Source organism: Roseovarius faecimaris, assembly GCF_009762325.1.
GTDB classification, from domain to species: Bacteria; Pseudomonadota; Alphaproteobacteria; order Rhodobacterales; family Rhodobacteraceae; genus Roseovarius; species Roseovarius faecimaris.
The window spans coordinates 2,090,190-2,111,098 of record NZ_CP034348.1 but is presented as its reverse complement, the minus strand read 5'-3'; the positions used below and the strand labels follow the sequence as shown (position 1 = coordinate 2,111,098).

Annotated in this window: 21 protein-coding genes; 13 read left to right on the top strand and 8 right to left on the bottom strand. The window is 63.4% G+C overall.

Translation table 11 applies throughout. The annotated features are described in order from the left end of the window. Positions 1–56: 56 nt before the first annotated feature. Positions 57–527, bottom strand: a complete 471-nt coding sequence (soxR, locus tag EI983_RS10855) for a redox-sensitive transcriptional activator SoxR (protein WP_157707414.1) — start codon at positions 525–527, stop codon at positions 57–59. An 82-nt stretch (positions 528–609) separates the two neighbouring features. On the opposite strand from soxR, the gene EI983_RS10850 reads away from it, so the two are divergent. From EI983_RS10850 to EI983_RS10830, 5 genes are all read left to right on the top strand, one after another. Beyond that, positions 610–984, top strand: coding sequence for a VOC family protein (locus EI983_RS10850; RefSeq protein ID WP_157707413.1), 375 nt, complete (start codon positions 610–612; stop codon positions 982–984). A gap of 82 nt (positions 985–1,066) precedes the next feature. Continuing rightward, positions 1,067–1,525, top strand: a complete 459-nt coding sequence (locus tag EI983_RS10845) for a DUF411 domain-containing protein (RefSeq protein ID WP_157707412.1) — start codon at positions 1,067–1,069, stop codon at positions 1,523–1,525. Positions 1,526–1,725: 200 nt separating this feature from the next. Beyond that, positions 1,726–3,087 (top strand): cysteine--tRNA ligase, encoded by a 1,362-nt coding sequence (gene cysS, locus EI983_RS10840; protein WP_157707411.1) that lies wholly within the window; start codon positions 1,726–1,728, stop codon positions 3,085–3,087. 124 nt (positions 3,088–3,211) lie between these two features. Further along, positions 3,212–4,825, top strand: a complete 1,614-nt coding sequence (cimA, locus tag EI983_RS10835; RefSeq protein WP_157707410.1) for a citramalate synthase — start codon at positions 3,212–3,214, stop codon at positions 4,823–4,825. Continuing rightward, a complete protein-coding gene (locus EI983_RS10830; protein ID WP_157707409.1) occupies positions 4,788–5,582 on the top strand; it encodes a squalene/phytoene synthase family protein in 795 nt (264 codons plus the stop codon). Before cimA ends, EI983_RS10830 begins: the two co-directional genes overlap by 38 nt. A 170-nt stretch (positions 5,583–5,752) precedes the next feature. Here the strand turns inward: EI983_RS10830 and EI983_RS10825 are convergent, their stop codons facing one another. Continuing rightward, the gene (locus tag EI983_RS10825) at positions 5,753–6,970 is read right to left on the bottom strand and encodes an MFS transporter (RefSeq protein ID WP_157707408.1); all 1,218 of its coding nucleotides are present in this window, start codon (positions 6,968–6,970) and stop codon (positions 5,753–5,755) included. A gap of 161 nt (positions 6,971–7,131) precedes the next feature. Here EI983_RS10825 and EI983_RS10820 point away from each other — a divergent pair, with 161 nt between their 5' ends. The 5 genes from EI983_RS10820 (at position 7,132) to EI983_RS10800 (ending at position 10,531) form a co-directional block, all read left to right on the top strand. Continuing rightward, positions 7,132–7,860 (top strand): cobalt-precorrin-6A reductase, encoded by a 729-nt coding sequence (locus EI983_RS10820; protein WP_157707407.1) that lies wholly within the window; start codon positions 7,132–7,134, stop codon positions 7,858–7,860. Between the two features lie 2 nt (positions 7,861–7,862). Then, positions 7,863–8,486 (top strand): DNA-3-methyladenine glycosylase family protein, encoded by a 624-nt coding sequence (locus EI983_RS10815; RefSeq protein ID WP_157707406.1) that lies wholly within the window; start codon positions 7,863–7,865, stop codon positions 8,484–8,486. Beyond that, complete coding sequence (locus tag EI983_RS10810) at positions 8,483–9,148, top strand: alpha/beta hydrolase (RefSeq protein ID WP_157707405.1); 666 nt, start codon at positions 8,483–8,485, stop codon at positions 9,146–9,148. The genes EI983_RS10815 and EI983_RS10810 overlap by 4 nt, the downstream gene beginning before the upstream one ends. Before the next feature lie 161 nt (positions 9,149–9,309). Then, positions 9,310–9,894 (top strand): HNH endonuclease, encoded by a 585-nt coding sequence (locus EI983_RS10805; protein ID WP_157707404.1) that lies wholly within the window; start codon positions 9,310–9,312, stop codon positions 9,892–9,894. Positions 9,895–10,213: 319 nt separating this feature from the next. Beyond that, positions 10,214–10,531: a hypothetical protein gene (locus EI983_RS10800; protein ID WP_157707403.1), complete on the top strand. Its 318-nt coding sequence runs from the start codon at positions 10,214–10,216 to the stop codon at positions 10,529–10,531. A gap of 268 nt (positions 10,532–10,799) precedes the next feature. Here the strand turns inward: EI983_RS10800 and EI983_RS10795 are convergent, their stop codons facing one another. Together EI983_RS10795 and EI983_RS10790 are read right to left on the bottom strand one after the other, a co-directional pair. After that, positions 10,800–11,579: a methyltransferase domain-containing protein gene (locus EI983_RS10795; protein WP_157707402.1), complete on the bottom strand. Its 780-nt coding sequence runs from the start codon at positions 11,577–11,579 to the stop codon at positions 10,800–10,802. A 75-nt stretch (positions 11,580–11,654) separates the two neighbouring features. Next, positions 11,655–12,569 (bottom strand): LysR family transcriptional regulator, encoded by a 915-nt coding sequence (locus EI983_RS10790; RefSeq protein WP_157707401.1) that lies wholly within the window; start codon positions 12,567–12,569, stop codon positions 11,655–11,657. Between the two features lie 154 nt (positions 12,570–12,723). Here EI983_RS10790 and EI983_RS10785 point away from each other — a divergent pair, with 154 nt between their 5' ends. Next, positions 12,724–12,999 (top strand): DUF4242 domain-containing protein, encoded by a 276-nt coding sequence (locus tag EI983_RS10785; protein WP_157707400.1) that lies wholly within the window; start codon positions 12,724–12,726, stop codon positions 12,997–12,999. A gap of 99 nt (positions 13,000–13,098) precedes the next feature. On the opposite strand, the gene EI983_RS10780 is transcribed toward EI983_RS10785, so the two are convergent. The 4 genes from EI983_RS10780 to EI983_RS10765 all read right to left on the bottom strand — a co-directional run bounded on the left by EI983_RS10780 (position 13,099) and on the right by EI983_RS10765 (position 16,401). Next, positions 13,099–13,611: a bactofilin family protein gene (locus EI983_RS10780; RefSeq protein WP_157707399.1), complete on the bottom strand. Its 513-nt coding sequence runs from the start codon at positions 13,609–13,611 to the stop codon at positions 13,099–13,101. Further along, positions 13,601–14,923, bottom strand: coding sequence for a M23 family metallopeptidase (locus EI983_RS10775; RefSeq protein ID WP_198389279.1), 1,323 nt, complete (start codon positions 14,921–14,923; stop codon positions 13,601–13,603). Before EI983_RS10775 ends, EI983_RS10780 begins: the two co-directional genes overlap by 11 nt. A 198-nt stretch (positions 14,924–15,121) precedes the next feature. After that, entirely contained in the window at positions 15,122–15,925 is an 804-nt protein-coding gene (locus EI983_RS10770) for a ferritin-like domain-containing protein (protein ID WP_198389427.1), read from the bottom strand. Positions 15,926–15,939: 14 nt separating this feature from the next. Further along, positions 15,940–16,401, bottom strand: a complete 462-nt coding sequence (locus EI983_RS10765) for a peroxiredoxin (RefSeq protein ID WP_157707397.1) — start codon at positions 16,399–16,401, stop codon at positions 15,940–15,942. A gap of 103 nt (positions 16,402–16,504) precedes the next feature. On the opposite strand from EI983_RS10765, the gene EI983_RS10760 reads away from it, so the two are divergent. Together EI983_RS10760 and queA are read left to right on the top strand one after the other, a co-directional pair. Next, the gene (locus EI983_RS10760; protein ID WP_157707396.1) at positions 16,505–19,822 is read left to right on the top strand and encodes an AsmA-like C-terminal region-containing protein; all 3,318 of its coding nucleotides are present in this window, start codon (positions 16,505–16,507) and stop codon (positions 19,820–19,822) included. Beyond that, positions 19,819–20,907, top strand: coding sequence for a tRNA preQ1(34) S-adenosylmethionine ribosyltransferase-isomerase QueA (queA, locus tag EI983_RS10755; protein ID WP_157707395.1), 1,089 nt, complete (start codon positions 19,819–19,821; stop codon positions 20,905–20,907). The genes EI983_RS10760 and queA overlap by 4 nt, the downstream gene beginning before the upstream one ends. The last annotated feature ends 2 nt before the right edge of the window (positions 20,908–20,909 follow it).

Sequence of the window (20,909 nt, the reverse complement as noted above, 5' to 3'; positions counted from 1 at the left end):
TCCTGACCTGTCGCGGCAGAGAGGCAGCGCGGGCGCAGAGTGTCAAGCGCCGAGTGTCAGGGTGCGTCGGCCACATCCCCCCTCAAATAGCGCGGACCGGCCCCACGCGCGGCGGCGCGATCCTTCGGATTGTAGAGCGCGCAGGTTTTCAGCGACAGGCAGCCGCAGCCGATGCATCCATCCAGCCGGGCGCGCAGTTGCTGCATGGTGGCGATGCGCGCATCCAGCACCTTGCCGAAGCTGCGGGAAATGCGCGCCCAGTCGGCCTTGGTCGGGGTGCGGTGCTCGGGCAGGCTGGCAAGGGCTGCGCGGATCTCGGCGATGGTGAAGCCCAGTTCCTGGCTGATCATCACGAAGGAGAGCCGCCGAAGATCCGAGCGCTCATACCGGCGGTGGCCGGTCTCCGTCCGGTCCGGGGTCACAAGGCCCTGCTCTTCATAAAACCGGATGGCGGAGGTAGCGAGGCCGGTGCGCTTTGACACATGCCCGATTGTGAGGCCACGGCTGGCCAAGCTGCTGCTGCGCATGGAAAATTTCCCGCTTGTATTAAAGTATACTTGAAGAATTACGGTAAAAGCCAAGGTAATTCAATTCTTAAGGAGACAAGCCATGAAACTGGAACATGTGAACATCACGGTACCGGACCCCAAGGCAAGTGCCGCGGTGCTGTGCGATCTCTTCGGCTGGCATATCCGCTGGCAGGGGGAGGCCAAGGATAACGGGTTCACCGTGCATGTGGGCGATGAGGAGAGCTATCTGGCGCTCTATGCACCGAAGAAGACGCTGGAGCCGATGGGCAATTCCTATGGCCAGGTGGCGGGGCTCAACCATGTGGGCGTGGTGGTCGATGATATCGCGGCCACCGAGGCGCGGGTCAAAGCGGCGGGATACGCGCCGCACAGCCACGGTGATTACGAGCCGGGCCTGCGGTTCTATTTCGACGGGCCGGACGGGATCGAGTTCGAAGTGGTGGCCTATCCCTGATGACACCGCTCTGCGGCATATCGCGGGATTGTCTTGGACGCCATGACCGCCATATTGAACAGGCACAGACGGAGGTTCCGAAATGCCCAGTTTTACCCGCCGCTCTTTTCTGGCCGCAGCACTCACCGCGCCGATTCTGGTGCGCGCCGCCCATGCTGAGGAGCCGCAGATCAAGGTCTACAAATCCCCCACCTGCGGCTGCTGCGCGGCCTGGGTGGAGCATCTGGAACAGGACGGGTTCAATGTGCAGGCCGAGGATGTCAGCCAGGACATGCTCTGGCAGATCAAGGCCAGGGCGGGGATCACCGACGATCTCAGCTCCTGTCATACCGCCTTTGTCGAGGGCTATGTGATCGAAGGGCATGTGCCCGCGCAGGATATCCGCCGCCTGCTGGCCGAGCGGCCCGAGGGGTTGGGCCTGAGCGTGCCGGGCATGCCCATCGGCTCTCCGGGGATGGAAATGGGCGATGAGCGCGAGCCCTATGCGACGCTGCTGGTGCATCCCGGCGGTGCGGCGGATTTCTTTGCCCGCCACAATTGACGGCGCGCCGCGCGGGCGGTGCTGATCATGCGGCTTGACGGGGCAGGGGGCCGCGCTCTAAGACAAGGGCATGACCCGTGCAACCTGCATCATTTGCTGCATTATCCGCTAACATCGTTAGGCGGGCCGGTCTTCTATTCCATCTGATTGAGTAAGTTGCTAAGCCCGCCAAGCGAAGACGCTTGTCGAAAGGGCGCGCCATGACCGAGATTAAGCTGCACAACACGCTGACCCGCCGCAAGGAGGTGTTCACGCCTCTCGATCCCGAGAATGTGCGCATGTATGTCTGTGGTCCCACGGTCTATGACCGCGCGCATCTGGGCAATGCCCGGCCCGTGGTGGTGTTCGATGTGCTCTACCGGCTGCTCAGGCATGTCTATGGTCCCGAGCATGTGACCTATGCCCGTAACTTCACCGACGTGGATGACAAGATCAACGCGCGAGCCGCCGAAAGCGGGCGACCGATTGGCGACATCACCGCCGAGACGACGCAGTGGTTTCTCGACGATATGTCCGAACTGGGCGCGCTGGAGCCCAACCACATGCCGCGGGCCACGCAGTACATCCCGCAGATGGTGGCGATGATCGAAGGGCTGATTGCCGACGGGCATGCCTACGCCGCTGAGGGGCATGTGCTGTTCCGGGTGCGGTCCTACAAGGAATACGGGCGGCTGTCGGGCCGGTCGGTCGATGACATGATCGCCGGGGCGCGGGTCGAGGTGGCGCCCTACAAGGAAGACCCGATGGATTTCGTTCTGTGGAAGCCCTCCTCGGACGACCTGCCGGGCTGGCCGTCACCCTGGGGCCGGGGGCGTCCGGGCTGGCATATCGAATGCTCGGCCATGTCCTATGAGCTTCTGGGCGAGAGCTTTGACATCCACGGCGGCGGCAATGACCTGATGTTCCCGCATCATGAGAACGAGATCGCGCAATCGTGCTGCGCCCACCCCTCGGGCGGGTTCGCGCAGGTGTGGATGCATAACGAGATGCTGCAGGTGGAGGGCAAGAAGATGTCCAAATCCTTAGGCAATTTCTTCACCGTTCGGGACTTGCTGGATAAGGGGATACCGGGCGAGGTGATCCGGTTCGTGTTTCTGAGCACGCATTACCGCAAGCCGATGGACTGGACGGCAGAGAAGGCGCGGGAGGCGGAGGCGACATTGCGAAAGTGGCGCGCCCTGACGGAAGGAGTTTCGGCCACTGACGTGGCCGATCCGGTGCTCGAGGCACTCGCAGATGATGTGAATACGGCGGGTGCCGTGGCCGAGCTACACCGGCTGGCTGCCGCTGGCGCGGCTGGGGAATTGAAGGCCTCAGCGGCCCTCATGGGCCTTCTCGGGGAAGAACTGGGCGATTGGGCGAAAGCTGTAGATTTGTCGGAGTTTGCGCAGCGCATTCGCAACCTCAGAACTCATGCTATAGAAACGAAGGACTTTTCTGAGCTTGATGCCGCGAAAGCCGCTTTGCAGACCGCAGGGGTAGAGGTGCGAATGAGTAAGGATGGCGTTGAATTGGTTCCTGGTGCTGGGTTTGACGTCAGCAAACTGGAGACCCTCAAATGACCCTCCATTCGTTCTGTTTCGCCCGGGCCTGCCCCGGGCCGCTCCCCGCTGACTGGCAGGCGATTGTCTTCAATCGCCGAGAAGTGACCCACCCCTCCACGGGGCAGGCATGTGGAGGGCGCTCATGACCAAAACCCGCCTTTCCCTCTACGACACCACCCTGCGCGACGGGCAGCAGACCCAAGGCGTGCAGTTCTCCACGCATGAGAAACAGCTTATTGCCGCCACGCTCGACCGGCTGGGGATCGACTATATCGAAGGCGGCTGGCCCGGGGCGAACCCGACCGATAGCGCCTTTTTCGACGCTGCCCCCAAGACGCGCGCCACAATGACCGCCTTTGGCATGACCAAGCGGTCCGGGCGCTCGGCGGAAAACGACGATGTGCTCGCCGCCGTGATGAACGCGAACACAGCCGCCGTCTGCCTTGTGGGCAAGACCCATGATTTTCATGTGGAGACGGCCCTTGGCATCAGCCTTGACGAGAACACCGCCAATATCGCCGCCTCGATCAGCCATGTGGTGGGGCAGGGGCGTGAGGCGCTCTTTGATGCCGAGCATTTCTTTGACGGCTACAAGGCCAACCCCGATTATACGCTGGGCTGTCTGCAGGCCGCGCTGGAGGCCGGGGCGCGCTGGATCGTGCTCTGCGACACCAATGGCGGGACGTTGCCGCATGAGATATTCGAGATCACCAAGGCGGTGATCGCGGCCGGTATCCCCGGCGAGCGGCTGGGCATTCATACCCATAACGACACGGAAAACGCGGTCGCAGGCGCCCTTGCTGCCGTGGATGCGGGCGCGCGGCAGATCCAGGGCACGCTGAACGGTCTGGGCGAGCGCTGTGGCAATGCCAATCTGACGGCGCTGATCCCGACGCTGCTGCTCAAGGAGCCGTATGCCAGCCAGTATGAGACGGGCGTGACGCCGGAGGCGCTCAAGGGGCTGACACTGGCCAGCCGTCAGCTTGACGATATCCTCAACCGCGTACCGCTGAAACAGGCGGCCTATGTGGGGGCCTCGGCCTTTGCCCACAAGGCGGGGCTGCATGCCAGCGCGATCCTGAAAGACCCGAGCACCTACGAGCACATCGATCCGGGCGCTGTGGGCAATGCGCGCATCATCCCGATGTCGAACCAGGCGGGGCAATCGAACCTGCGCCGCCGTCTGGCCGAGGCGGGGATCGAGGTGGCGGATAACGATCCGGCCCTGGCGCGCATCCTTGAGGAAATCAAGGCGCGCGAGGATCGCGGCTATACCTATGACAGCGCACAGGCGAGCTTTGAGCTTCTGGCGCGCGAGGTGCTGGGGCAGATGCCCGAGTTCTTCGAGGTCAAGCGCTACAAGGTCACGGTGGAGCGGCGCAAGAACAAGTATAACAAGATGATTTCCCTGTCGGAGGCCGTGGTTGTCGTAAAGATCGACGGCGAGAAGAAGTTGTCGGTCTCCGAGAGCATGGACGAGGCCGGTAGCGACCGGGGCCCGGTCAATGCGCTGGCCAAGGCGCTGGCCAAGGATCTGGGGCGTTACCAGGCGGCGATAGACGATGTGCGTCTGGTCGACTTCAAGGTGCGTATCACCCAAGGCGGGACCGAGGCCGTGACCCGCGTGATCATCGACAGCGAGGACGGAGAGGGCCGCCGCTGGTCCACCGTGGGGGTGAGCGCCAACATAGTGGATGCCTCCTTTGAGGCGCTGCTGGATGCCATCAACTGGAAGCTTCTGCGTGCTCAGCGATGACCTGACCGCCTGCGCCGATCTGGTGCGCCGCGCCGATCCGGAGCGGTTTCTGGCGGCCATGGCCGCGCCCGTGGCGGCGCGCAAGGTGCTGTTTCCGCTCTATGCGTTCAATGCCGAGGTGGCGCGCGCGCCCTGGGTCACCGAAGAGGCGATGATCGCCGAGATGCGCCTGCAATGGTGGCGCGATGCGCTGGAGGAAATCGGCGGCGGCGGGCGCGTGCGGCGGCATGAGGTGACAACGCCTCTGGCCGGGGTGCTTGATGCCGAAGGCGCGGCGGTTCTGGATGATCTGATCCTGGCGCGGCGCTGGGATATCTACCGCGACCCGTTCGAGGATGCGGCGGCGTTTGACGACTATCTGCGCAAGACCTCGGGCCATCTGATGTGGGCGGCGGCACGGGCTCTGGGAGCAGGCGACGAGCTGCGGCCGCTTGTGCTGGAGGCGGGTTATGCGCAGGGGCTGGCCAATTACCTGCGCGCGATCCCGGCGCTTGAGGCTGCGGGCCGGGTGCCGTTGGTGGATGGTCGCGCCGAGGCGGTGCAGGCGCTGGCGCGGACGGGGCTGACGCGGCTCGGCGAGACACGGGGCAGGCTGCCGAAAGCCATATTTCCCGCGCTGTTGCCCGCGTGGAAAACCGCGGCGGTCTTGAAACGGGCAGCGGCGGATCCGCAACGGGTGGGGGCCGGCGCGCTTGACATCTCGCCCTTGCACAGCCGCCTTGCCTTGATGTGGCGCGCCTCGCGGGGCCGCTGGTAGCTCTTGTCAGATTGAGAGGCCTGCGGCCTCACCGGTTTTGCACGCCCCCTGATGGGGCGCGCGGCGGGCGCGGGTGGCCGCCTTCTGGCCTCTGATCCGGGTGGTGGTTCCTGTGGTGGCGGTGGATACCTGCGGGGGGAGTATTTCGACCAAGCAGAAGAGGCGCGCGGTCACGCTTCTTTCGGGCGCAGAAGCAGCCAGATAAGAGCGCCGCCTGCCAGCGCCAGGAAAGGTGTCATGGCGAGGTTGACCGACATCCAGCCTGCCTCGGGCGTGCCGCCCGCGCAGTTCATCAGCCCGCCTGAGGCCAGCGAGGCCATGGTGACACCACCAAAAACGATGAGGTCGTTGAGCCCCTGCATCCGGCCGCGCTCATGCGGCTCATGCGCACCGGCGAGCATGGTGGTGGCGCCGATGAAGCCGAAGTTCCAGCCCAGGCCCAGCAGGATGAGCGCGATGAAGAAGTTTTCCAGCGCGATGCCCTGAAGGGCCACCGCTCCGGCGCAGGCGAGGATCAGAAGGCCGAGGCCCATGATCCGCTCGACCCCGAAGCGCGCGATCAGGTGGCCGGTGAAGAAGGAGGGCGCGAACATCGCCAGCACGTGCCCGGTGACGATATCGGCGGCGTTGCCTTCGCTGAACCCACAGCCGACCACAGCGAGAGGCGTGGACGTCATCACCAGGTTCATCAGGGCATAGGACACCGTGGCGCAGATCACGGCGACGGTGATGCGCGGGGTGGTGATCAGCTCCCACCGGGTGCGGCCACGGGGGCTGTCGGCGCTGGGGGGTATGGGCTTGGGAATGTCGAGGAACAAGAACAGCAGCGCGCCGATCAGGTTGAGCAGGATGATCGCCACGTAGGTGCCGAGGAAGGGCACGACCATGGCCTGGGTCGTCACCTTCACCAGCTGCGGGCCGATGATGGCGCTGGCCAGCCCGCCGGCCAGCACGTAGGAGATCGCCTTGGGCCGGAACGCATCGCTGGCCGTGTCGGCGGCGGCGAAGCGGTAAAACCCCTGTGCCGACATGTAAACGCCCGAAATCAGGCTGCCCAGCAGGAAAAGAGCGAAGGAATTGAGGTAGAGCCCATAGGCGCCTACCGTTGCGCCGATGGCTCCGGCCCCCGTCCCGATGAAGAACCCCACACGGCGGCCCCAGCGCTGCATGGCCATGGACAGCGGGCTGGCGGCCAGCATGGACCCGACCACGATGAGCGAGATCGGCAAGGTGGCAAAGCAGGGGTTGGAGGCCAGAGATTGCCCGGCCCAGCCGCCGACCACGAACATCATCGCCATCTGGCTGCCAAGGAAGGCCTGGGCCAGCACCAGAACCCACACATTGCGGCGGGCGCGGGCGTCGTCGATATGAAGCGTGGCGTCAGTCATGGGGTCCGTGCTAGCGGCGAAGCCGCGCCCCCGCAAGCGCGATTGCGCGCTGTGGTGTCGCAGGGGGGATTGTCGATTTGCGCAGCCAGGCCGGAGCCGTATAGTCACGCGGACCGCAGCGGGGCGATGTGCGTTGCTGCATGCCTTGGGGAGAGTTGCGCATGACCCTACTTTTGCTGGGGGGGACCGGGCTGGCCGATCGGATTGCCGAGGCGCTGAGCGAGCGCGGGCATCCGGCCATTCTGTCCATCGCGCACCACCCGCGCGGGGGGCAGAGCGCACCGCTGCCTCTGCGCGTCGGCGGGTTTGGCGGCGAGGCGGGGTTTCAGGACTTTCTCGATGCCGAAGACATCTCGGCGGTGCTTGATGCGACGCATCCTTTCGCGCATCGGATCTCGCACCGGACGGCACGGATCTGTGCGGCGCGCGGGTTGCCTTATGCGCAGGTGATCCGCCCGGAATGGGTGCCCGAGGAGGGCGACCGCTGGACCATGCTGGCGCGCGAGGAAGAGGCGGCGGATCATATCGCGCCGGGCTCTGTCGTCTTTCTGGCGACGGGCCGACAAACCCTTGAAAGATTTGCCAATCTTGAGGGGCGGCGGCTTATCTGCCGTCAGATAGATCCGCCGGATGCGCCGTTTCCTCTGCCCGATGGGGAATATCTTGTCGGCACGCCGCCCTTTTCGGTGGCAGAGGAGGAGGCGCTCTTTCATGAGCTGGGGGTTGACTGGCTGGTGGTGAAGAATGCGGGCGGCGAGGCCCCGCGCAGCAAGCTTGTCGCGGCGCGCAATCTGGGGCTGCCGGTGGCGATGATCACGCGGCCCGTCGCGCCCGAAGGGCCGTGCTTCGACACGGTCGACGCCGCGCTTGCCTGGGTGGATGAGCTGTAAGGATGCGACTCATTCATGACATGAAGGATGTCGAGGAAGGTGCTGATTATCTTGCAGAAATCTGCCCGCGCATGGCGTATGCCCAGAGCCTGACCGGGCCGCTGCCCCTACGGCGCAAACCCGACGGTTTCGCCGAGCTTCTGAGCGCCATCATCAGCCAGCAGGTCAGCGTCGCCTCGGCTGCGGCGATCTGGCAGCGGATGCAGGCGGCCGGGCTGACCGGGCCTGAGGCGGTCGCAAACGCCAGCGAGGAGGCGCTGCGCGAGGCCGGGCTGAGCCGCCAGAAGATCCGCTATGCCAGGGCGCTGGCCGAGGCGCGTCTGGATTATGCCGCGCTGCGCGACGCGCCGACCCAAGAGGTGGTGGCCACGCTCACGCAGGTGCCCGGTATCGGCGTGTGGACGGCCGAGATTTATGCCATGTTTTCATTGGGTCATGCGGATGTCTTCGCGCCGGGGGATTTGGCCCTGCAAGAGGCCGCGCGGCTGCTTTATGACCTGCCGGAGCGGCCCAAGGACCGCGCCCTGCGCCAGATGGCCGAGGCCTGGGCGCCGTGGAGATCGGTTGCGGCGCGCATTCTTTGGGCCTACTACCGTGTTGCGAAAGACAGGGAAGGGATCAGATGACGCGCGTTTTGCAATCCGGCCGGAAAGAGCCGCAGTCGGGCACGACCCGATCGGTCGTGGTGTTCCTGCATGGCTATGGCGCCAACGGGGCCGATTTGCTGGGGCTGGCGGATGTTCTGGGCGAGCATTTGCCCGACACGCTTTTCGTGGCGCCCGATGCGCCGGAAACGATCCCGGGGATGTTCGGCGGCTATCAGTGGTTTCCGATCCCCTGGATCGACGGGTCGTCCGAGGAAGAGGCCGAGCGCGGCCTGATGGCGGCGGCGGAAGACCTTGACGCCTATCTCGACGCGCTGATGGTGGATGAGGATGTCCTGCCGGAACAGGTTGTTTTGTTTGGGTTTTCCCAAGGCACGATGATGGCGTTGCATGTCGCCCCGCGCCGGGAAGATGCGGTGGCGGGGATCGTGGCCTTCTCGGGGCGGCTCTTGTCGCCCGATCTGTTGAAGGACGAGGTGAAGGTACGCCCGCCCGTCCTGCTGGTGCATGGGGATATGGATGATGTCGTTCCGCCGCAATCCCTGCCGCAGGCGGCGGAGGCGTTGCAGGGCGCGGGCTGGGACGAGGTCTATGCCCATGTGATGAAGGGCACAGCGCATGGCATCGCGCCGGACGGGTTGCAGGTGGCGCTGGCCTTCATGCGCGACAAGCTGGGGTTCTGACCACCGGTTTTTTCAGCCACTGCGCTTTCCCTGGCCCGATGCGGTTTCGGGTGTCATTCTGCTGTTGCCAAACTGTGCGCAAATTGCCGCAACATGTAGGGCTTGTCAGGTTCCAAACACGAGATATAGTGGGCCTCAAGACGACAAGGTGAGAGCAGACCATGCAAGGTGATTTCAGGACCGAGTTTGTCAGGGACCCCGCAGCGCTGAAGCAGCATCCGGCACTGGTGCTCAACGCGGATTACCGGCCCTTATCCTACTATCCTTTGTCCTTATGGACCTGGCAGGAGGCGGTGAAGGCGGCCTATCTCGACCGGGTGGATATCGTGGCGGAATATGACGCGATGGTGCATTCCCCGAGTATAGAGATCAGGATACCGTCGGTTATCGTCTTGAAAGATTACGTAAAACCTCAAAAGCGCGTGGCCTTCACGCGCTTTAATTTATTTCTGAGGGACGAGTTTCGCTGCCAGTATTGCGGGGCCAAGGGGGAGTTGACCTTTGACCATGTGGTGCCGCGCGCCAAGGGCGGGATCACGAGCTGGGAAAACGTTGTTGCCGCCTGTTCGCCCTGCAATCTCAGGAAAGGCGCGAAAAGCCTGCATCGCACGGGCATGTCCCTGCGCAAACCGCCCCGCGCGCCGGGGGCGGAGCAGCTGCGCAATATGGGGCGTAAATTCCCGCCGAACCACCTGCATGAAAGCTGGATGGACTTTCTCTATTGGGATGCCGAGCTGGAGGCGTGATCGGAACTTTTTTACAGGAAAAATTGTTTCCAAATAGGTGAACTTTCAAATCCCACTCGGTCGCTAGCCAAAATCGAACTCACAGCTTTCAGAGTATCATTGCTTGGTTTTATTTACACAATGCGTGGTTTTATTTACACAATATGTAACGAAAACGCGTCATTTTTAGGAAGTGAATGATCTAAGTCAATCTATAAAGTGCTAATCTCAGCTACCTTATAAAGGGGTTGGCTGAGTAAAGAAACACCTTTAAGAAGTACAAGATTGCTTTGGGGAGCGGGGGAAAATGAAGGATAATTTGTTTGAGTTCAAATAGTTATTGAATGATTTAGAAAATGGTAGCACAGGTGAAGTACCGTTGATGTTACCGGCATACTTGGCGCAGCCAGAAGAAAAATGGGTTAGCGTTCTCAATCAGGCTTCAACCGGTGATTTGAACGCGGCAGAAACTCTTCATGAAGCTTTTCTTCCCGAGTGGGCTTGGGAAATTAGCATTAACTCCAAAGATGAGAAACCTGGTGCATTTGCTCATGTTGCTTATTCAGATCAGAGCTTTATGGCATGGAACGGAAAACCTGCTCGGGCTTGGTTGAAGGCATTGTTGAAAGCCTTGATCGCAGAGAATGGAAAAGCGTAGAGGCTAAGGCTGCTTTTGACGCAGATATAAATACAGAAGCCTTAGCCCTGTTATCGGAAAACTTAGGGTTTTTTCAGTTTTCGCAAACTGTCCATTCCCGCTTTGTTTGTACTTATCCGTAACTCGGCAAACTTTTAAAAACCCCAAACACCTGCATGAAAGCCGGATGGACTTTCTCTATTGGGATGCCGAGCTGGAGGCGTAGTTTTGTACGTTTTGTACAAAATCACCCCCTGAATTGTACAATCGGACCGCGCGCAACCAAATCTTAAGGTTTGTGTCCGCGCAGGTGATGCGGGCAGAGCTCGCCGGTTTCTAGCACCGCGATCATCGCGTCCCAGATCTCGATATTTTCCGCCACCAGGCCGGCGCCATAGGCCACTTCGAGACGGGCACGTTCGGGCCCGGCGAGAAACGCGCGTTCGTCCCCGGCAAGGCCCAGATACCATGGGTTGCGGTCACGGGTCTCGACGCCGGTGAAGCCCGCGTCACTCAGCGCCTTGGCATAGCGGGAGGGCGACGCCATGGCGAAGCCGAGACCTTCGAGATCGACATAGCGCTGGAGCGCGGGGGACATCGGGCCATCCTGATTGGTCAGCCAATCGGATGCGGCGAACACGCCACCGGGCTTCAGCACGCGGAAGATGTCACGCGCGAGCGCCTCCTTGTCGGCGATGTGAATGATCGAGTCCTTGGAGAAGACCAGATCGAACGTGCCATCCTCGAAAGGGAAGGGGCCGGGTGCCACATGGACGATCTCGACCGCGTCGCCATACCCAGCCTTTTCGGCCCGTGCACGGGCCTCCTGGCAGACGTGGTTTTCGACATCGATGCCCACCGCGCGCGCCGCGCCGTGATCGGCCACGAGTGAAAGGGTGATCGCCCCGGTGCCGCAGCCGATATCGAGGGCGGTCTTGCCGGAGAGGTCGAGCCCCTCCAGAACGCGCGCCACTTCCTCGGGGCCGCCAGGAGAAAGATAGCCCTCGCCCCAGACCTCTTCGAGCAGCCCGGCAAACGCGTCGTCGTAATGCTGGTTCTTGTCTGACATGGGGCGCTCCTGCGGTTGGGGTCGGGTGGTTGATGAAAGCCTATCAACTGCGGTGCGGCGCGGCAATCGCCCTGCTCAGGCGCTGGTCATCCGGTCGATTTCGGCCTGGGTCTGCGCGGCGGCGTCCCGCAGCCAGGAGACGAATTTCTGGATCTGGGGGCGTTTCCCGGAATCGTGCCGGACCGTCAGCTGGTAGGGCAGCGGCGCGGGAATGGATTGCGACAGCGGGAAGGGGGTAACGATGCGCCCCTCCGCGATGTCGCGGGTCATCAGCGACAGGCCACAGACCAGAAAACCGACATTTTCGCGCACCGCTTTGAGGGCGAGGCGCGCATGCGGATAGCGCACACCCCGGTCGATGCCTGTTTCGCGCTGGCCGAACAGGTCGAACCAGTGGGGCCAGCCGGGATGGGCCGGGTCTTCGAGCTGTGCCTTCAGATGCAAGAGCGGCATGCCCTCCATCGGATAAGCCTCGCCCACAGCGATGCGGCGCGGGTTGTCGGGGCCGGTGACCGGGATCAGCACATCCCTGAACAAAACCTCGCCCGGTCCGTTCGCATAGGTGATGCGCAGATCGGGCGTGCCGATCCGTATCGGCACGTCTCCGGCGCCATTGATGCAAAAGAGGACATTGGGATACATCTGCCGGAATTCGGTCAGGCGGGGCATCAGCCACAGCTCGGTCCAGTCCGGATCGGCGACCACATGAATCTCGGACATGCGCTGAAAATCGAGCACCTCGGTCACACGTTCGAGTGCCGCGAACCCGGCCCGCAGATCGGCCAGCGCCTCAAGAAGTTCCGGCGTCGGAGAGAGGCCGGAGCGCCCCCTGAGCAGCAGGTCGGTACCAAGATAATCCTCCAGCGCGCGAATGCGCTGTCCGACCGCTGCGGAGGTGATTCCCAATGCCTCGGCCGCAGCTTTGAGCGATCCTTCGCGGATCGCCATTTCGAGGGCCTGAAGGGATTTCAGGTGCGTGACAGGGGTCATTGATAAAGGTTACCTTTAATAGGCAAAACATCAAGCATCAATGATAAAGGTTTTCTTCGTTTTGCTAAAGAAAATTGAATTCGCGAATTCGACCGGGACAGGTCATGCTGTGACTGTGCACACCGACAGACCTCAAAATCGGAAGGATAACATCATGAAACGCTACATCATCGAACGTGACATTCCTGGTATCGGAGAGTTTTCCATGACCGAGCTGTGCGGCGCGGCACGCGCATCGAACCAGGCCCTTGCCAGCGTCGGCCCGGGCATTCAGTGGCAGCATTCCTATGTTGCGGGCGACAAGACGTTCTGTGTCTATCTCGCGGAGAGCGAGGATGAGATCAAGCAACATGCGGAACTGAGCGGCATCCCGTTCAGCAAGGTCACCGAAGTGTCCCAGATCATCGACCCGCTGACCGCCAATAACTGACCGCGCGGGACACGGCCGGACGGCCGCAAAAGGAAAGGCGCCGCTGCCGCATGGGCAGGGCGCCTTTTCTCTGTTTTTTCAGCCGGTCTTGCGCTGCGGTCAGCCTTTGGCGGCGTCCGAAGATGCGGCGGCGGCGGCCGGGTTCGGGTTTTTCGACTTGGCGTTGAGCGGGTCATCCTGACGCTGCACCGAGCCTTCGAAATGCGCGCCGCTTTCGATTGCGATGGTCTTGTGGATGATGTCGCCTTCGACGCGGGCGGTCGAGGTCAGGCGCACCTTAAGGCCACGCACACGGCCCACGATGCGGCCATTGATCACCACGTCATCGGCGATCACTTCGCCTTTGATGGTGGCGCCTTCGCCGATGGTCAGAAGATGCGCGCGAATATCGCCTTCGACAGTGCCTTCGACCTGGATATCGCCGGTGGTCTTGAGGTTGCCGGTCACATGCAGATCCGACGAAAGCACCGATGCGGGCGGCTTGGCTTTGGGGGCTGCGGCCTTGAACTCTGCCGCGGCGGGATTTGCATCCGTCTTGGGCGCAGGGGCGGCGGGCCGGGTGGCCTCCTCAGGTTTCGGGGCCGGGTCGTTGATTTTGCTTTTAGAAAACATCGTTCGCTGCCTTGATATAGATCATGGGGTTGACGGGTTTGCCGCCGACACGGATTTCGTAATGTAGATGAGTGCCGGTAGAACGTCCAGTGTTCCCCATAGCAGCAATCTTCTGTCCGCGCGAGACCCTTTGGCCCTCTTGAACGAACAGTTTCGAATTATGGGCATAGCGGGTCTCGATGCCGAACTCGTGCTGGATCTTCACGAGGCGGCCGTAGCCTGACTGCCAGCCCGCATGGGTGACGACACCATCGGCGGTGGCATAGATCGGCGTGCCGTGGGGGGCTGCGAAATCCGTGCCGTTATGCATCCGGCCCCAGCGCATGCCAAAGCCCGACGTGTAGCGGAACGCGGATTTGACCGGCAGGGCGAAGGGGGCCTTTTGCGCCGCGATCCGGTACATGTTGAGCCGGTCCATCTGGCTGAGAAGCCGGTTGGCGCGCAGCGTGTCTTCCGAGGGGTCGCCCCCGCGGGTGGAGAAGCTGAGCGGGGTCAGCGGGCCGCCCTGGCCGGAATAGCCGCGGCGGACGGTGTTCAGCAGGCTTTCGGTGTTGAGCCCGGCGGCGCGGAACATCTTGTCGAGCGGCTCGACCGAGATGGTCATGGCCTCTTCGAGCTGACGGAAGATCTGGTTGTTCTGGTCTTTCATCAACTCGATCTGAAGCGCCATCTCATCGGCGGCCAGAAGCGCCTCCTGCGCATTTTCGGTGATCGTGTCGCGGGCGCTGGCGGTGTCCTCAAGTGCTGCGGTCAGGAAGTTCAGCGCCTGCTGGTTCAGCCCGCCCTTGTCGCCGGTCACGCCTGTCTGACCGCCGTTTTCTTCGAGGGCGAGCGCGAGCTGTTGTGCTTCTTCGCGGGCATCGTTGCGCTCGTTCATCACTTTGCGCAGGGTGGCCTGGATCACCTCGATGCCGGTTTCCATCTCGCGGCGGCGGGTCTCGGAGGCCAGAAGCTCCGACTGCATCTTGGAGATTTCCCGAAGCGCGGTATTGAAACGCTCCTGGGCGGCAATCGCCTCTTCGGCGCGCAGGTCGCGTTCGGCGGACAGGGCGTTGAGCCGGGTTTCATAGGTGCGCTGATCGCGCTTGGCCTGTTCGCGGAAATTGCCCGAGCCGATGCTGTCCATGATCAGGATCGCGGTGGCGATGATCGCCCAGGCGACAATGGCCGAGCAGCCCAGGAAGGCCATGAGTTGTGAGGCAGGACGGAGGCGGATGAACCGCGTGTCCGTATCGGATTTCAGAAAGACGCGTCGCTCAGGAAAATACCGCTCCAGAAACGCATCCATCTTGATCGCAATTTTGCTTCGCAAATCCTCGGGCCCCTATCTTTCCCATCCCATTGCGGCGCACGTATTTTTGGAGTGGCAGCGCCCGCGGTCGTGCATACCCCAGCGGCTTTGCCTTCGGCAAGGTATTTGGTCAAGCGCACCAGCCTTTTTGGCGGATGAAGGCGCATGTGGCGAAAATCCGCCGATTCCAAGGACTTGCCCTATGCGGTGACGGTGGCGCTAACGGTTCGCGTCAGGGTGGTCGGCAAGGGGCCAGTAGAAGTCGGGCGGCAGGCCCGCCTCGGCGCGTTTTTCCTCGTTGAAGGGCGGCTTGAGCGGGCCGTGAAAATAGCGCCGCACAAGGCTGTGGAACACCTCTTTGGGGTCGAGATCATGCCGCCCGCAGAGGAAGTGAAACCACTTGGAGCCATAGGCGACATGCGCGACCTCTTCGGCATAGATGACCTGCATGGCATCGACCGCCTGGGTTTCGCCTGCCTTTTCGAAAATCTCGATCATGCCGGGGGTCACGTCGAGGCCGCGCGCCTCCAGCACCATCGGCACCACGGCCAGGCGGCCCATGAAATCATCGATCGTATCCTCGGCGGCGCGCCACATTCCGGCATGGGCAGGCAGGGCGCCGTAATGGCTGCCGAGTGCTTCAAGACAGTCGGATATCAGATTGAAATGTTTTGATTCTTCATCTGCCGCCTTGACCCAGTCATCATAGAATCCGGCTGGCATTTTGACATCAGAAAACCGCGCGATGATGTCCCAGTGCAGGTCCACGGCGTTCAGTTCGATATGCGCCACGGCATGCAGAAGGGCGATGCGCCCCTGCGGGCTGCCGGGGCGGCGGCGGGGCACGTCGCGCGGGTCGAGGAGCGCCGGTTTGTCGGGGCGCGCCGGGCGCAGAGGCGGGGAGGCATTGCCGAGCGGGATCACCTCACCCGCCGCGCGCGCGGCAAACCAGGTGGCGGCATGCCTGCGCGAAAGGGCGGTCTTGGCGCGGCCATCGGCGGTGGTCAGCACCTCGACGGCCATGTCGCTGAGCGTGGTCACAGCGCGCGCGCCGCCTCAAGCACCTCGTCCACATGGCCGGGCACTTTCACCTTGCGCCAGACGCGGGCGATCTTGCCGGTCCCGTCGATCAGGAAGGTGGAGCGCTCGATGCCGAAGAATTTCTTGCCATACATGCTCTTTTCCTTCCAGACGTCGTAGCGTTCGCAAACATCGCTGTCTTCATCCGACAGAAGGGCCACGCCGAGCCCGTGTTTGTCGCGGAACTTGTCATGTTTGGCGATGCTGTCCTTGGAGATGCCGAGCACGACCGCGCCTGCGGCCTCGAATTCGCCCGCCGCGTCGGTGAAGCCGATGGCCTCTTTGGTGCAGCCGGACGTGTCGTCGCGCGGGTAGAAGAAGAGGACAACGGATTTGGGTTTGAGCGATGACAGCGTCACCTCGCCGCCGCCGTCACGGGGCAGGGTGAAGTCGGGGGCGATATCGGTGGTTTCGGGCATGGGCAATCCTTGTTAACTGCGACGAGGAGTTTCATATTAGGTCGCAAAAGGCGAGCGAAAAGGGCGCGTGTGTGTGGCCCTGGTCTCAGCCGCAAGGAGGACGATGAGCGAGCCCGCCAAAGAGGCAGACCCGAAAGGCAGCCCCGAGGCCGATGCGGCCAAGCCGCGCCGCGGGTGGCTGCGGCGCTGCGCGTTGTGGCTGGGCGTGCCGCTGGTGGTGCTGGCGCTTGTCGGGGCGGTGGGGCTTTTTTCGATCCTGGGCAAGCCGGTCAGCGCGCCGGGCTGGTTGCGCGACGAGGTGTCGACCCGGATCAACAGCGGCCTGACCGGTCCGCAGCTGCGTTTTGGCGATGTGGCCTTTGTGCTGGAACGCGACTGGGTGCCGCGGCTGGTGATGCGCAACCTGATGATCTCGGATGCACGGGGCGAGCGGCTGGCGATCCTGTCGGATGTGGATGGGACGGTGGCCCTGCGCCCGTTGCTGCGCGGCGAGATACGTCCAGCGACGATCCGACTGTCGGGGGCCACGCTGAGATTGCGGCGCAGCGAGGACGGCAATATCGGCCTGGCCCTGGGGGACAGCCCCGAGACGGTGGAGGACGCGCCCAGCCTGGCGGGGCTCATTCAGGAGGTTGACCGGTTCCTGCTGCGGCCCGATTTCGCGGCGCTCAAACGGGTGGAGGCCGAGAACCTCACGGTGCAATACGAAGATGCGCGCGCGCGGCGCAACTGGACGGTCGATGGCGGGCGGATCGAGCTGTCGCGGGAGCGCAAGCGGTTGCAGTTGCGGGGGGATTTCGTGCTGCTGGGCAATCGCGGCTATGCCACCACGCTGGAGATGAACTATTCGGGCCAGATCGGTGAGACGGCGGCGGAGTTCGGCGTGAGCTTTGACGACATGCCCGCCCGAGACATGGCCGGCCAGACCCCGGCTCTGGCGTTTCTGGATGCGCTGGATGCGCCGATGTCCGGAGCGCTGCGGGCCTCGGTGATGGAGGATGGCCGTCTGGGGCCGCTGAACGCGACCTTGCAGATCGGCGCGGGCGCGGTGCAGCCGACAGAGGCGGCACGGCCGATCCCGTTCAGCCGCGCGCGCACCTATCTGACCTTCGATCCGCTGACCCAGACCATGCAGGTCAGCGAAGCCTTTGTCGAAAGCAAGTGGGTCACGGCACGGGTCGAGGGCAAGGCGTTTCTGATTGGTCTGGACGAGGGCTGGCCGACGGAGTTGTGGACGCAGTTCCGGGTGTCCGAGCTGTCGGCCAATCCGGCCGCGCTTTATGCCGAGCCGGTTTCGGTGGAAGGCGCGACGATGGATGCGAAGCTGCGGCTTGATCCGTTCGAGCTGACGCTGGGCGAGATGAGCTTTTCCGATCAGGGTCAACGGCTGATCCTGACGGGCCGGGCCGGGGCGGGGCCGGAGGGCTGGTCGGTTGCGCTGGACGGGCGGATGGACGGGCTGACGCCGGAGCGGATGCTTCAGCTCTGGCCCGAAAGCGTCAAGGCGCCGACGCGCAACTGGATCCGCGACAATGTGCGCGGGGCGAAGATGAGTGACATTCAGCTTGCCCTGCGGTCCAGCCCCAAGAGCCGCCCTGATCTGTTTCTTGGCTTCGATTTCGAAGAGCTGGAGACGCGGTTTATCAAGGATGTGCCGGTGATCAAGGGGGCGGCGGGGCATGGCTCGCTCTATGACAAGCGGTTCGTGCTGTCGGCGGATCGCGGGCATGTGACGGCGGCGCAGGGCGGAAAGGTGGATATCGCTGGCACCAGCTTTATCGTGACCGACACGTCACAGCAGCAGGCCCCGGCAGAGGTGCGGCTGTCCACGTCGAGCACGGTCACCGCCGCGCTGTCGCTACTGGATTCGGGGCCGTTCCGGTTCCTGCAGAAGGCGGGTCAGCCGGTGACCCTGGCCGATGGGCGGGCCGAGGTGCAGGGGCTGCTGAATTTCCGGCTGAAGCAGAAGGTGGCGCCCGGGGATGTGACCTATGATATCCGCGCCACGGCACGCGATGTGCGCTCCGAGACGCTGGTGCCGGGGCGGGTGCTCGCGTCGCCGCGACTGGCGGTGACGGCCAAGGACGGAGAGCTGAGCATCGCGGGTGACGGGCGGATCGGGGCTGTGCCTGCCTCGGGCGCGTGGTCCACCCGGATCGGCAAGGACGCGGATGGCAGCAGCGTGCTGAACGGGACAGTGGAATTGTCGGAACGCTTTGCCGACGAGTTCAACATCGGCCTGCCCCCCGGCTCGATCAGCGGAAACGGGCAGGGCGATCTGACCATCCGGTTCCGCAAGGGCGAGCCCGGCAAGTTCGCCCTGCGGTCGGATCTGGCGGGGCTGGGGCTGAGCCTGCCGCCGCTGGGCTGGGCATTGTCGCAGAGCGGGCGCGGCGCGCTGGAGGTGCTGGGCTCGCTCGGGTCGCCGCCCGAGATCAACCAGCTTTCGCTGAATGCGGCGGGATTGCAGGCCGAGGGCAGCATCGGCCTGAGGCCGGATGGCGGGCTGGAGCGGGCGCGGTTTTCCCGGGTGCGTGTGGGCAGCTGGCTGGATGCGCCGGTGGACCTGATCGGGCGCGGCGGCAATGCGGCGCCCGCCGTGCAGGTGCGGGGCGGCATGATCGACATGCGCCAGACCTCGCTGGGCGGCAGCGGGGAGAGCGGCCAGAGCAGCGGGCAAACCGGGCCGCTGAGCCTGAGCCTTGACCGGTTGCAGATTTCCGACGGGATCGCGCTGACCAATTTCCAGGCCGAACTGGATATGTCGAAAGGCGCCGACGGGCGTTTTTCGGGGCAGGTGAATGGCGGCGCCAGGGTGACGGGCGTGGTCCTGCCGCATCAGGGGCGCAGCGCCTTTCGCATCCTGTCGCAGGATGCCGGCAGTGTGATGAAATCGGCGGGGCTCTTGAAAAACGCGCGTGACGGTGAGATGGACCTCACGCTTTTCCCGGCGACCGCGAAAGGCAGCTACAACGGCAAGCTCACGGTCGAGCAGATGCGGCTCAAGGATGCCCCGGCGCTGGCCGCGCTGTTCAACACGCTGAGTGTCGTGGGGCTTCTGGAGCAGCTTGGCGGCGAAGGCATTCATTTTGGCCAGGTGGAGGCGGATTTTCAGCTGACGCCGACGCAGGTGATCCTGGAACGGGGCAGTGCGGTGGGCGCGTCGATGGGGATTTCGATGGACGGGTTTTATGACTTGGGCAGTGGACAGATGAACATGCAGGGGGTCTTTTCGCCGCTGTATCTGGTGAATGCGGTTGGCGGGCTTTTTACCCGCAAGGGCGAGGGGCTCATCGGGTTTAATTACGAGCTGACCGGGCCTGCCTCGGATCCGCGCGTGACGGTGAACCCGCTGTCGCTGCTGACGCCGGGGATGTTCCGCGAGCTGTTCCGCCGTCCGCCGCCGAAGGTGCAGAGATGAAGCTGAGCGATTTCGATTTCGACTTGCCGGACAGGCTGATTGCCACGCGCCCGGCCAATCCGCGCAGTTCGGCGCGCCTGTTGGTGGCCGAGGGCGGCACGATCCGGGATGCGCGGGTGATCGAGCTGCCCGATTTTCTCAACCCCGGCGACCGTCTGATCCTGAATGACACCAAGGTGATCCCGGCGCGGCTGAGTGGCACGCGCACGCGGGCAGGCGCGCAGGAGGGGGGTGTTGCGAAGATCGAGGTCACGCTGCTGTCGCCCACGCCGGAGGGGGACTGGAGCGCGCTGATCAAGCCGCTGAAGAAGGTCAGGGATGGCGAGGTGATCGCCTTTGGAGAGGGGTTTGAGGCCACGCTGATGGACCGGGCCGATGGTCAGGCGCGGCTCAGGTTCAACCTGACGGGGGAGGATTTCGAGGCAGCACTTGCGCGGGTGGGGGCGATGCCGCTGCCGCCCTATATCGAGGCCAAGCGCAAGGCCGATGAGCGCGACAAGCAAGATTACCAGACGGTGTTCGCCCGCGAATTGGGGGCCGTGGCCGCGCCCACCGCGTCGCTGCATTTCGACGAGGCGCTGCTGGAGGCGTTGCGCAGGCGCGGCGTCGATTTCACCCATGTCACGCTGCATGTGGGGGCGGGCACCTTCCTGCCGGTGAAGGTGGATGACGTGACCACTCACAAGATGCATGCCGAATGGGGGCAGGTGAGCGCCGAGGCCGCCGACGAGATCGCCGCGACGCGCGCGGCGGGGGGGCGGATCATCCCGGTGGGGACCACCGCCCTGCGCCTGATTGAGACCGCGGCGCGCGAGACGGGCGTGGTGCGCGCCTGGGAAGGCGACACGGATATCTTCATCTATCCGGGCTTTGAGTTTCGGGCCACCGATGCGCTGATGACCAATTTCCACTTGCCCAAATCGACGCTGATGATGCTTGTATCCGCGCTGATGGGCCAGGATCGCATCCGCGATATTTATGCCCATGCGGTTGCGGAAAATTACCGTTTTTTCAGCTATGGTGATTCTTCATTGTTGATCCCGGAGAAAAACACTGTCATCGGCGGCAAATTGATGAAAGCCTGAGT